The sequence below is a fragment of the Fibrobacter sp. UWH1 genome (assembly GCF_002210365.1).
GTDB lineage: Bacteria > Fibrobacterota > Fibrobacteria > Fibrobacterales > Fibrobacteraceae > Fibrobacter.
Window position 1 is genome coordinate 89,828 of record NZ_MWQG01000005.1, and the last position, 13,416, is coordinate 103,243.

A 13,416-nucleotide genomic window follows, 5' to 3' on the forward strand; every position below is an offset into this window, starting at 1 on the left:
GGAACTCACTACCGGCGGTCTCATTTTCATGATTGGCTCCTGGACAGCCATCATAGCCCTCTGCGCGTTCTGTTTCGCCAAGGTCTTCAAAAAGAAATAAACACCCACCTCGAGTTTTTATGAAACTGTATAAATACCACGGAGCTATTCCTTTCTTCTTCGCCGTATTCTTCGGCGCATTTACCCAGATGGGAATCTTCGTTCACTTCCAGGCCTGGCTCAGTGCCAATTACCAGGATACTGCGTTCCTCTGGAGAAGTCTGCTTTTGCAGGTGGGGATGTTCGTGCCCAGCATCTTCATGATGCCCATTGCAAGCTACTTTGTGAGCAAGCAATCCGAGAGCAGAGCCATGGGTTGGTCCAGCATCATTGCAGCAGCAGCCCTTATCGCCATTTCGGTCTGCTACGTTACGGATTGCAACTGGGTTGCATTTGGCTTAGTTGGAGTCTACGGCATCGGCTATGCGCTCCATGTGCCAGCCCGACTCAGCGCCATGCAGAAAGTCTTTGACGGAAGCGATCTTGTAAAGGCAAACGCCTGGTTCATGATTTACTACGTACTGGGAGTTGCACTGGCCGCCTACCTCGGTTTTATCGGTTTCAATCAGATTCTCTTTATCTACCTGGGCGCCTCCGTCGCCACAACCATTTTCAGTTTCTTTGTCCGCGTGGGACGCCGCGACGAGTCCATCAAGTATCGTTCCGCAAGTCGCGTCTTTACCGCCACCTGGAAGATTCCCAGCGCCCGCCTGGCCATTCTCGGTCTTTCTGCCTTCTGGGGTGTCATCCAGATTCTGATGCTTCTGGCACAGCACATGTCCAGCGGCAGCGCAAACAACGCTTTCAGCCTGACCCTGGCAGGATTTGTATTTACAGTAACGCTGACTGCAGCAGGTATTATCGTCGGCGCCGTCATGGCAAGTCGTTCTTCCAAGGGGTTCGTAGAAACAGGCATCATTCCCTTTGCCGCAATCGCATCGGCTCTGGTCATGTTCCTGATTCCCTTCGTTCATATTGACTGGCTGCAGGGCATCCTCTACAGCATTCTTGGAATCAGCACTGGTGCCGCCTTTGTCATTCTTAGAACAACAACCCAGAATCTGGCCAAGACCAACACGGCAGGACGAATTCATTCTGTATCCAACATGATCCAGATGATTGTTCTTACAGTACTCACAGGCGGTCAGACACTGCTCCTCATCTTTACCGACTGTCAGGTTTACCACTGCTTCCTGATTCTGTCTGTAATGTTCATCATCACCTTCATCCTAACATTGCGGAGTAATCCCATGACACTTCTGCGAGCTGGCCTCCGCTTTGCTTTCAGCTATGTTTTCCGTTACCGTATCATGGTAAAAGGAAGCGTGAACATTCCCGAAAGTGGCCCCGCCCTTCTAGTCGGCCCCCACTTCAGCTACATCGACTGGGCAGTACTCCAGATGGCAAGCCCGCGTCCCCTCCGCATCGCAAGCAACAGAAATACCTTTGCGGACTGGTACCAGCGCTGGCTGTTCCACGGCAAGTTCCTGATTCCCATTAACCGCCGCGATCCCAAGCCCGCCATGGAAGAAATCCGTCAGGCCTTGCTCAATGGAGAAGTGGTGGTAATCTTCCCCGAAGGTGAAGTTTCCAAGTCGCCGTTTATTTCAAAGTTTACTCTTGATTATTCCGCCGCCGTCAAAGATACCGGCGCACAGATCATTCCCTTCTATATTCAGGGTCTCTGGGGCAGCCGCTACAGCCACGCCTCGGAATGCGTCAACCGCCCCCAATATTACAACCGCATCGTTAGCGTAGGCTTCTCCAAGGCTCTGACCGAAACGGCAACCGAAGAACAGATCCGCGCCGACTTGCAGGCACTGAGCGCCGACGTGTGGAACGTAGCCATGGATCACTCCAAGCCCATCGTTCCGCTGTGGTTCAGGGCCATGCGCAAACGCCGCAACCGTCCCATTCTCATCGACCCTGCAGGCAAACACGTTTCCGGCCACGGCATGCTCCGCCTCTGCCACCGTTTCGGCGGCAAAATCCGTTCCGTTTCCAAGGGAGAACGCCACATCGGCTTTATGCTCCCCACCAGCCGTGACGCCGCCCTAGGCATCATGTCTATTCTCGGCACTGGCAAGACCTCCGTCAACCTGAACTATACCGCCCCCGTAGACACTGTGTTGGGTTGTATCGAAAAGGCCGAAATTTCTACGGTGGTCACCACCCGCGCCTTCTTGACCAAGCTTTCCAGCAAGAACCCCGCTTTCGAAGAAATCGCCAACCGTTGCAAGATGATCTATCTTGACGAAGAAGAAGAAAAGTTGGGTTCCATCGGAAGAATACTCGATGCCGCAAAGATCAAGTTCCTCCCCGCCAAGTGGCTCAAGTTCCTGTGGTTTACTTCCGCAAAGCCTAACGACGATGCCTTGATCCTCTTCAGTTCGGGTTCCGAAGGTACCCCCAAGGGCGTTCAGCTGACCCACAAGAACATCGTCTCCAACGCCCAGCAGATGGACTACATCATCAAGATGCATCGTGGCGATGTCATGACCTGCCTCTTGCCGCTGTTCCACTCCTTCGGCTTTACCATGACCTTCATGGCACCCATGCTGAACGGTGTTCCCATGGTGCTCTGCCCCGATCCCACCGACATCAAGACTTTGGCTCGCGTCTGTGCCCAGTACAAGACTACCATCCTGATGGGTACCCCCACCTTCCTGCGCGCAATCGTTATCAACCGCTGGGTCCACCCCATGTGTCTGGACTCCCTGCGTTACATCGTGGCCGGTGCCGAAAAGCTCCGCCCCGAAATGCGCGAAGCCTTCAAGCTGAAATTCGGCAAGGACATCTACGAAGCTTACGGTTGTACCGAGCTCTCCCCCTTGGCCACCCTGAACGCACCCAACGTGTTGCTGGATGACTTCCTGACCATGGGCAAGTGCAACGATACCTCCAGTATCGGCCTCGGCATCCCTGGTTCCATCACCGCCATTATCGATCCCGAAACCAACGAATTCCTGGAACCCACCGCAGAGGGCATGATCGTGGTCAGCGGTCCCCAGGTCATGAAGGGTTACCTGAAGGATCCCGAAAAGACCGCAAGCGTGGTCTTCGAAAAGGATGGCCGCCGCTGGTACAAGACCGGCGACAAGGGCACCCACACTCCCGACGGATTCGTACAGATTCTCGGTCGCTACAGCCGCTTTGCCAAGCTGGGCGGTGAAATGATTTCCCTGACCGCCGTGGAATTGCGCCTCGCCGAAACCAAGCTCCTGGAGGGCATGGAATTCGCAGTCACCGCAGTTCCTGACTCCGTGAAGGGCGAACGAATCGTGCTGCTGGTAAACGGCCAGTTCGACGTCGAAGAACTATCCCGCAACATCCGTAAGTCCGGCATCCCGCCCCTTATGATCCCCGGTTCCGTATTCAAGGTGGACAGCATCCCCAAGCTGGGTTCCGGCAAGTGGGACTTCACCAACATGAAGAAGTTGGCCATTGAACTGATGGAAGGCACCAAGAAGTAAATCTTCTGGGTGTTCCTACAACAAGAGCTATAGAAAAGGCGGATCGAAAGATTCGCCTTTTTCTATGAGTTTTTTATGGGGAACCGCAAATAAAAAAAGCAAACTTTATAAAGAAAAAGAAAAACTCAGAAAAGGAAAGTTTGTATTATTTAGAGGTAAAAGTCAAGGAGATCCTTATGCAGAACATCGTTAAGAAAGTCGAAGAACTGGGTTTGACCCTTCCCGCCGTTGCAGCCCCTCTGGCCGCATACGTACCCGCCACTCGTGCAGGCGATGTGATTTTCGTGTCGGGCCAGCTGCCCTCCGTGAACGGTGATTTTTCTGCATACACCGGCATTGTGCCCGACGCCCTTTCTCCGGAAAAGGCCAAGGAAGGCGCAGCCATCTGCCTGCTGAACAACCTTGCCGCCGCCATGAGCTTACTGCAGGACGGCGAAACCTTGAAGCTGGTTCAGCTCCAGGGCTTTGTGCAGTCTAACCCGGAATTCAAGGAACAGCCCGCAATTTTGAACGGAGCCAGCGAACTGGCCGTACAGATTCTGGGTGATAACGGCAAGCACGCCCGCACCGCAGTAGGTGTGGCCGCCCTGCCCAAGAACGCCGGCGTAGAAGTCAGCTGTACCTTCCAGGTGATCAAGAGCGAAACCAAGTTCGAAGGTCGCTACGGCTGGATCGAAAAGTAACTAGAATTCAAATCGAAGCAACCAATCTCGCATTTTTTGCGTCGGAACGTTTTCCTTGCGGGATTTGGTTGCAATAAGGGCGCCCGCCGAGGTCGCCATTTTTTGTGGATCCAAAAGAAAATCTACGCGGCCCAAATCCAGACGGTCGGCATCGTAGCAAGTATCGATCGTCGGGTCACCGCTACTACGTTCCGTAGTATGGTGCTTGCAGGCGTGATACAGTTTTTCAAACTGTTCGTCCGTAATTTCGAACAGTTTTTCTTCGCGACATTTTAGAGCAAATTCAGCCCCGCGGCCGCCATGCTTGCTATCGTAGCCGTCACTTTCCCGCTTGGAATCATGAAAGAGCGCAAACAGACGAACCACAGTGACATCGGCCTTGGTCTTTTTAGCTAACAAAAGTCCGTTAAACTCCACCTGGCGCCAATGGGCCAATCCGTGGATATTGGAATCGTAAACCCGATCCTCGTAAACGTAGTCCTGTAATGCAGCGAAATCGATCATACAACAACTAATAGCAATTTTTTCAGTTGCCACACATTCTTTGTAAAAGAAAAGGTGTTTGCAAGATATGCAAAAAACTTTTCCCTTTAACCTTTACGCTCTACGCTATTTCCCGTAGTGGTCCTTCATGTCCATCAGGTATTGGAGCGCCTGCATGGGAGTCATTTCTTCGGGGCGGAGGCGGCGGATTTCTTCCTTCAGAAGCTGGGCGGATTCGTCTACAGGGGTTGCAAACAGATCCACCTGGGGCTTTTCCTTCAGCTTCTTGTTGGCGGCTTCGTCGCTGGGGTCGATCTTGTGCTTTTCTAGGCGGAGCAAGATCTTGCGGGCGCGGCGCAGCACGTTATTGGGAAGGCCTGCCATTTCTGCCACATGGATACCGTAGCTAGAGTCGCAAGCCCCTTCGAGAATCTTATGGAGGAACAAGAGTTTATCGCCCTTTTCCTGAACGGCCACCTGGTAGTTGCCGGCGTGTTCAAGGTCATCCACCAAACCAGTCAATTCGTGGTAATGGGTGGCGAACAGCGTGAGGGCCGCGCGGGCAGGTTCGTCGTGCAGAGTCTCCACGATAGCCCAGGCGATGGAGAGACCGTCGAAGGTACTGGTACCGCGGCCGATTTCGTCAAGCAGCACCAGGCTATGGGCGGTGGCGTTACGCAGGATGTTCGCAGTCTCGATCATTTCCACCATGAAGGTAGAAAGGCCACGGCTCAGGCGGTCGCTGGCACCCACACGGGTAAAGATGCGGTCCACAACGCCAATGCGGGCACTTTCCGCAGGCACAAAGCAACCGATCTGTGCCATCAGGACAATCAAGCCAGTCTGACGCAGGTAAGTTGATTTACCGGCCATGTTGGGGCCAGTAATCAGCATCAATCGGGTCGCCTCGGGAGAAAGCGTTACATCGTTGCTGATGAAATCCAGGTCAGGATTTACCGCAACGATCACCGGATGGAAACCACCCTTGATTTCGATGCCGGAACCTTCAAAGACTTCAGGGCAAACATAGTTGTACTTGCGGGCGGCGCGGGCAAAACTGTAAAGCGTATCCACGCGGGCAATGGCGTTGGCGATTTCCTGAAGTTCTGCACGCCAGGAGTTGACGCGGTCGCGGAGTTCGCAGAAAATCTTGTATTCCAGAGCGTGAATGTTCACTTCGGCATTGCTGATGATGGATTCGCATTCCTTCATTTCCGGAGTGATGTAACGTTCGGCATTCACCGTAGTCTGCTTACGGATATATTCGTCGGGAATAGGATTGGTGGCCTTGGCCATGGCGGCGCGGGTCACTTCGATGTAGTAACCGAAAACCTTGTTGTAGCCCACCTTAAGACTGGGAATTCCCAGACGTTCCTTTTCGCGAGTTTCAAGGGACGCAATCCACTGACGTCTATCCTTAATGTCAGCATTCATGGAGTCCAGTTCTGCGTTGGCTCCTTCACGGATCATGCCGCCTTCGCGAACGGTCAAGGGCAAGTCTTCGTTAAACTGGTTGAGAAGTTCCTCTCCCCTGCCCTGGGCGCGGATCAAAGCCTCACGCATGGGTTCGAAAATGGGAGAACGCAAACCTTCCAGAACATCGGCCACCTTGGCGGCCTGAGAAAGGGAGCGGCCCATACCCGCAAGGTCACGGGCATTGGCACGGCCAGAGCCTACGCGGCCCATCAGGCGTTCCATATCCAGAATAGAAGTGAGAGATTCCTTCAACTCGTCAAGGGCTACCGGATTGTTCACCAGTTCATCGACGGCTTCTTCGCGAGCCTTGATGCGGTCTACAGAAATCAGCGGATGGCTCACCCAGTCCTTCAAAGTTCTACCACCCATGGCAGTAACGGTAAAGTCCAGCACATAGCAAAGGGTGCTGCTCATGTCATCGGCGTTCAGCGGGCGCACCAGTTCCAGGTTACGCAAGGTGGACGGATCCAATGTCATGTAGTCATCCAGATTCAAAATTTCCAGAGCCGTAAAATGAGACAGCTCAGACTTTTTCTGAAACATCAAATACTGGAGCATGGCCCCAGTCACAGAAGTTTCTTCGGGGCGGCCATCAAGACCAAGGCCATCCAGAGCTTCCACCTTGAAATGGCTAAACAGCGTATCGTGGGCAGCCTCTTCACCGAACTGGAAAGCGGGCAGTTCAGTCACCAGAATATTTTCGGACTTCACCAAGTCCATGACGCCATCGGGAATCACGGTTCCTTCGGGAACAACGATTTCCTTGGGCATGCGGCGGCAGAATTCACATTCAAAAGCCTGAATGGAACTTTTACTTGTAGCCAAATAACCGGTAGTCACATCGGCGATGGCAAAGGCGGCCAAGTCGGCACACTTTCCGTCGACGGTTTCCGCAACGGCAGCCTTCGCAGGGATGTAGGCGCAAAGGTAATTTGCTTCCTTAGCATCCAGGTTAGCTTCGTTCATAGCGGTACCGGCACTGATGATTTCAACAATGTCGCGCTTGACGATACCCTTGGCCAGTTTAGGATCTTCGACCTGTTCACAGATAGCCACTCGATAGCCTGCTGCCACCATCTTGGGAACGTAACGTTCAGCGGCGTGGTGAGGGAATCCGCAAAGGGGTGTGGCTCCAGATGCACCGTTATTGCGGCTGGTCAAGGTAATGCCTAAAATCTTGGAGGCGATAACAGCGTCTTCTTCAAAAAGTTCAAAGAAGTCACCCATTCTAAAGAACAGAATACAGCCCGGATTCTGGGCCTTGATATCGTAATACTGTTGCATTAAAGGAGTGCAGGCCATTACAGATCTCCCATAGAAAGTTCAACCTGATCCGGATTATCCTCAGGTTCCTGAGGTTCATCGTTGGCAATGGATTCAGGCTTGGCGTATTGAGGCACCAGGGCGCCGGCTTCCAGAAGTTCGCTAAATTCGCGGAGGCGGGGCAAGTCTTCGGGAATGCGGTTGATTCCGAAGTACTTCATAAATTCCTGGGTGGTCACGTAGGTGTAAGGGTTACCCACAGTTTCGGCGCGGGAACCCAGGGCGATGAAACCCTTATCCAGCAAGTTACGGATCGGGCCATCTACAGAAGACACACCACGAACCTGTTCAATGGCCGCCTTGGTAATGGGCTGCTGGTAAGCAATCACAGCGAGAGTTTCAAGTGCAGCCTGGCTTAAGCGGCGGGCATTTGCTTCGGGGAACAACTTGCGGACCCAAGGATAATACTTGGCGCGAGTACGGAAGCGATAACCACCGGCCTGTTCCACAATTTCAAAAGGTGAATTGATCTTGTTCAGGGAATCGTTGGCAGCAATAAGTGCGTCAGACACTAGGCGAGCATCCAGGAAGTCGCCCAGGATTTCACGAAGCTTCTTCAAAGTCACCACATCAGTAGAGGCAAAAACCAATGCCTGGATAATGCGAGCCAGATCTTCCTGACTTTCAACTTTCGGGAGTTCCGCCGATTCTTCGGCCAATTCGTCTAAGTTCTGATCTTCTGCCATAATTCAACTCTCTTATTAAAACACCACCAGGTCGTTCTTGTGAACCAGTTCGTCGGCAACGTCCTTACCCAGCAAGGCATGGATTTCGGAAGTCTTCTTGTGGAGTACAAGCTTCAAAGTTTCACTATCGAACTTTGCGACACCGCGGGCCACAGCTTCGCCAGATTCGCTCAGGACTTCAATAAGGTCGCCCTTGTCAAAATGTTTCTTCACAGCGACAACACCAACGGGCAGCAGGCTGGAATGCTTTTCGCGCAAGGCCTTTACGCCACCTTCGTCCACCACGACACTTCCGCGGGGAGTGGTAATAAAGCTGAGCCAACGCTGACGGCTGTTCAACTTTTTCTTGGAGCCTACAAATAAAGTACCTTCAGCCTGTTCGAGAATCACTTCGTGGGGAAGCACGCGCATACCGCAAGCCAGGAACGCATTGCAGCCGCTCTTGGTTACATTACGGATAGCTTCAAGCTTACTGCGCATACCGCCGGTACTTACAGCAGAACCGGCTTCGCCGGGCTTACCAGCCAGAGCGAGAACAGCGGGAGTAATTTCGGGAACGAAACGCAACAGGCGGGCATTGGGATTCTTCTTGGGATTATCGTCAAAGAGACCGTCTTCGTCCGTAAAGATCAGCAGCAAGTCTGCATCCAGGAACAGGGCCACGTCAGAAGACAGCTTATCGTTATCGCCCACCTTGATTTCAGCCACAGCCAGAGAGTCGTTCTCGTTGATGATAGGAACGATCTTACGGGCGAGCATGGCCTTGATGGTGTTCTGCAGATTCTTGTAACGGCCGCGATCGCGGAAGTCATCTGCAGACAAAAGAATCTGGCCCACAGAAAGCTGGCACCAGCGGAACATTTCGCGGTAGGCGTACATCAAGTCAATCTGACCCACTGCAGCGCAAGCCTGCTTTTCAGCAATGACCGTAGGCTTTTCCTTATAGCCCAGCTGGCTCATGCCGGTACCCACAGCACCGGAAGTCACGATCACCACTTCCTTGCCGGCTTCCATAAGGCGGGCAACGGAATCAGCCAGCTTCTGGATATAGCGGGTACGGACGCCACCCTTTTCGGAATCCACCAGAATGCGGGAACCAATCTTTACCACAATGCGGTGGGCTTCATTCAAAATGTTCTTTCTTAATTCACTCATATTCAGGTCGCACCTTTGGTGCTTTCAGTTTTCAGGTCGCTCACTACGTTCGCTTTGAGGTATCAGGTCGCTCGCGTCGCTCGCTTTCAGGTTAAATTACAAATCTCTTTACATCTCTCAAAATTCTTTCCCGGTTGACCTCATGCCTCAGAGGGCCGCAAGGCCCGACCTCATTCCTCATACCTATTACCTGCAGACCAGAAGGCGGATGGCATCCAGGCGGAGCTGCGGGTTAGAAATAATCTTCTTCCATTCCTGGGCATTCTTGCGGAGCTGCTTCAACTGTTCGTTGTTGCCAGCCTTGCCACGCATAATCAGCAAGTGGTTCATGCGCTGGTATTCCTGTTCGGCACGAGCTTCCACAGCTTCTGCAGCCTGTTCGGCAAGTTCCTTAGCCTTGGCAGTCACCTCACGACGGGCAATAGCCAAGCCTTCCTTACCAAAGTACTTCAGAGTCATGTTCACAGCCGGATTTCCCTGAGGCACGGCCACATCCTTAAAGGTAGCCTTGGCAAGATCTTCAAGCTTGCTAGACAAGTCTTCGCCATTGGGGTTCACCAGAACGCTAATGTACTTGGGACCTGCAATGTCAGACACGCCCCATTCTTCAGAAATGGAGAAGTCTACAGCAAAGTTGTACTGCATGAGCAGGCCGCGCATACCGGAGTTCTGCCACATATTGCAAGACACAGCGCCATTGTCCAAAGTAGTTTCAAAGTCAATCACACCCTGAGACAGCGGATGTTCCAAGCTAACGAAATCCACTTCGTCATGGATCATGGCTACATTACGGTCAAAGGTAACGGTCAGGCTGGAGGCATCGGAGTAACGAGCATCTTCGTCACCGCCACCACCTTCAGAGAAGTCGCCCACATTCTGGACCACACGTCCGCCACCGCCACTGCTACCAGGCACACCGCCCACAGATTCGGGCATCCCCGGCACAGAACCGGCTTCCACCTGAGTTCCCATGGTCACCACATAGCAACCCGGAATCTTGCTCTTTTCAATTTCAAGTCCGCGGTTCATCAACGAAGAGAACACCAAAGTTTCAAGTTCAGGTTCAGCATCCACGCGCTGGATTTCGTCGGTAATTTCCTTTGCCTTCGCCGGATTGCGGGAGTTGAATTCCAGCAAGCGGTCACGCCCCTTCTCGATGTTCTTGCGCATGGTGTCGCAATCCTTCTTCACCTGGGGAATGACATTGTCCATGAAGTGCTGCAGGAATTCCTGGGGTTCTGCCAAGGCGGCAATCAACTCGTCGGTGTACTTCAGGAACAGTTCGCCACCGCTCATCATGGGAGTGCCGAAAGCATTCAAGCCGTTGTGGTACCAGCGGAACATGACTTCCTGACCGGAACCCTTTACGTAAGGCACATGGATGATAATGTTTTCAGTCTGGCCAATGCGGTCCAGTCGACCGATACGCTGTTCCACCAAGGAAGCGTCCAGCGGCAAGTCAAACAAGATCAAGTGATGGGCAAACTGGAAGTTACGGCCTTCGGAACCTATTTCAGAAGCGATCAGAAGGTTAGCGCCGTTTTCACGGCTAAAGTTTGCGGCGGCCTTATCGCGGGCCATGATGGTCATATTTTCATGGAACATGGAGAAGGCGCCTTCGCCCATGTATTCCGTCAGCAAGGTCTCAAGAGCAAGAACCACCTGAATGGATTCGCAAATCAGCAGGACCTTGTCGTCCTTATGTTCCTTCAGGAACTGCTTCAACCACACATAGCGTTCGTCCATGCACCAGGCATCGGAGTAGCTGGTGCAAAGCAAACCGTTTTCCTGAATGTCCGTAGACATATCCAGGTCGTTCTCGGCGGCCACGTTCACCATTTCGCGATAACGTTCGTTAGGTTCCAACGGGATTTCGTCCAACACGCGCTTGGGGAATCCGCCCACGCCCTTACGGGTATTGCGGAACACCACGGAGCCAGTACCCACGGCATCCACGATACGGCGGATCCATTCATCGGCAGACATGGACTTGGCGCTTTCCTGTTCAAGCCAGGGGCGGATCATGGACTTCTTGGGAACAATTTCGTTCAGGTCGTCCCAGCTCATCTGCTGACCAGGATCGGTAGGCAACTTGTTCAGTTCATTCACCAGTTTGCGGTACGCATCCTGATCCTTGATAAAATTATTGTAATCCGCAAAGCGGACCGGGTCCAACATCTTCAGTCGGTTAAACTGGGATTCCGGATGGAACTGCAGCGGAGTACCGGTCAAGAGCAACACACCCTTGGAGCGCTGGATCACCGCATTGGCCAGCAAGTATTCGTGGCTGGTAAATCCATCTTCGCAAACCAGGTGGTGAGCTTCATCGATAATGGTCATGTCCCACTTGACCTTCAGCAAGTCTTCGATCAGGGCCGGCTGCTTGATCAAGAAGTCGATGGAACAGATGATGTCGTTGGCCTGGGAGAACGGATTGGGCTTATCGTCTTCGTCAGCCACAAACAAGCCCTTCAGGTAGCCTTCGTCCACCAGGGTAAACAGATGGTTGAAGCGGCGCTTCATTTCCACCAGCCACTGATGCTTCAGAGTTTCGGGAACAATCACCAAGGTACGGGTCACGCGTCCGCGGGCCTTCAGGGCATGCCAGATCATGCCGGCTTCGATAGTCTTACCCAGGCCCACTTCGTCAGAAAGCATCAGACGGGGCAGAGCGGAGCTGGAACAGGCGCGCTGGCACAGATAGTACTGGTGGGGAATCTGGCTTACACGGGGGCCAATCATACCGCGTACCGGCGAAGACTGCCACTTGCAATACAGCTTCATGGACTGTTCGCGGCGGAGAAACTGGTCGCTATCGGAAATGCGGTTTTCCTGCAGGGCACGGAACAAGTCGGCGGGCCTAGCAATGGAAATCTTGCCATTCAGTTCGGATTCCTTCATGGAACGACCGGCGCGACCTTCATAGACCACCAGCCCATCCACTTCCACCACATTTTCCACCGTAAAGGAAACACCCTTTTCGCTCTTCGCAGTTTCACCCACGGCAAGCAGGAAACGGTCCACCGGGGCACCCATGGAACGGTAAAGACGAACATCATTCACAGCAGGGAAAGAAATCTTCACAATACGGTCCTGAACTTCTGTGACTATGCCGAGTCCCAGAGCAGGTTCCGATTGACTTACGTAGCGTTGGCCAACCTTAAAATTCATCATAAGCCCCCAATTTAGTTTTTTTTCAAAATTTCGGCTTCCCTACTACGCCCGACAATATCCGCTTTTTTTGCTACATTGTACCCAGTATGATTTGGTATTATATTGATGAAAGCATAACCGACGGAGACAGGCGCAAGGGTCCTTATTCTATCGATGAATTAATGGATCTTGTCAAATCCGAAACGGTAAAGCCCCAGACTCTGGTATGGCACTCAGGTATGAAGGACTGGGTCCGCTGGGAAGATACGGAAGAAGCAAAGAACAATGCTAACCTTTTTGAAAAGGGGGAATCCGCAGAAGGTTCCGTCCTTTCCGACGAAGAGCAAATCAAGGCAGCCCTAGAAGCCATCCTGGCAGAACATAAGGCCTCCAAGCGCTACGCCGGATTTTTTGTCCGCGCCGCCGCCTATTTCGTCGACAACCTCATCCTTTCTGCATTCGGAATCGTCATCCTCATGGTCCTGAGCGCAATGCAGCTGGCCGACCTGAACGCCATTTCCGAAGCAATGAACGCCTACATCGCAGACCCCACCGCCGAAGACGCCATGAGCAAGATCCTGGAAGCCCCCGGCACCCATCTGTTCCTATCCATCTGGGGTATCGTGCAGGGCATTTACTTCATCGTCTTTACCGCAATAAAGTCCGCCACCCCCGGCAAGAAGTTGTTCAAGATCCATGTGGAACCCGCCTACAGCATCAGTACCGTCAGCGGAATCGCAAAGGTTAGCTGGGTTCTCAGCACATTGCGTTATGTGGCAAGCCTTTTCACCCAGTTCACCTTGATGTTCTACGGCATCGGCTATCTGGTGGTCATGATTGACCCCAAGCGCAGATCCCTTCATGACTGGATTGCAAGAACCTACGTGGTTCACGACACAAGTGTTAAAATCAAAGTTCGTCCCGACGACGATCAGGAGAAATAGT

General features: G+C 52.8%; 8 protein-coding genes. 3 read left to right on the forward strand and 5 right to left on the reverse strand.

Going from position 1 to position 13,416, the window contains the following annotated elements; all coding sequences use genetic code 11:
• Positions 1–119: 119 nt before the first annotated feature.
• Positions 120–3,512: an MFS transporter gene (locus B7992_RS03785; RefSeq protein WP_083538119.1), complete on the forward strand. Its 3,393-nt coding sequence runs from the start codon at positions 120–122 to the stop codon at positions 3,510–3,512.
• A gap of 176 nt (positions 3,513–3,688) precedes the next feature.
• A complete protein-coding gene (locus B7992_RS03790) occupies positions 3,689–4,195 on the forward strand; it encodes a RidA family protein (RefSeq protein WP_073158084.1) in 507 nt (168 codons plus the stop codon).
• On the opposite strand, the gene B7992_RS03795 is transcribed toward B7992_RS03790, so the two are convergent.
• The 5 genes from B7992_RS03795 to rapA all read right to left on the reverse strand — a co-directional run bounded on the left by B7992_RS03795 (position 4,196) and on the right by rapA (position 12,492).
• Positions 4,196–4,699, reverse strand: a complete 504-nt coding sequence (locus B7992_RS03795) for a hypothetical protein (RefSeq protein WP_073284542.1) — start codon at positions 4,697–4,699, stop codon at positions 4,196–4,198.
• A 105-nt stretch (positions 4,700–4,804) separates the two neighbouring features.
• Positions 4,805–7,438 carry a DNA mismatch repair protein MutS gene (gene mutS / locus B7992_RS03800; RefSeq protein ID WP_176421838.1) on the reverse strand — a complete coding sequence of 878 codons (2,634 nt, stop codon included), beginning with the start codon at positions 7,436–7,438 and terminating at the stop codon, positions 4,805–4,807.
• Positions 7,439–7,455: 17 nt separating this feature from the next.
• On the reverse strand, positions 7,456–8,163 hold the full coding sequence (gene scpB / locus B7992_RS03805) for an SMC-Scp complex subunit ScpB (protein WP_073158075.1): 708 nt from the start codon (positions 8,161–8,163) through the stop codon (positions 7,456–7,458).
• A 15-nt stretch (positions 8,164–8,178) separates the two neighbouring features.
• Positions 8,179–9,318 carry a glutamate 5-kinase gene (proB, locus tag B7992_RS03810; RefSeq protein WP_073158072.1) on the reverse strand — a complete coding sequence of 380 codons (1,140 nt, stop codon included), beginning with the start codon at positions 9,316–9,318 and terminating at the stop codon, positions 8,179–8,181.
• A 186-nt stretch (positions 9,319–9,504) separates the two neighbouring features.
• The gene (gene rapA, locus B7992_RS03815) at positions 9,505–12,492 is read right to left on the reverse strand and encodes an RNA polymerase-associated protein RapA (RefSeq protein ID WP_073284547.1); all 2,988 of its coding nucleotides are present in this window, start codon (positions 12,490–12,492) and stop codon (positions 9,505–9,507) included.
• An 86-nt stretch (positions 12,493–12,578) separates the two neighbouring features.
• Between rapA and B7992_RS03820 the strand changes: the two genes are divergently transcribed.
• The gene (locus B7992_RS03820) at positions 12,579–13,415 is read left to right on the forward strand and encodes an RDD family protein (protein ID WP_073158065.1); all 837 of its coding nucleotides are present in this window, start codon (positions 12,579–12,581) and stop codon (positions 13,413–13,415) included.
• Position 13,416: the final 1 nt, after the last annotated feature.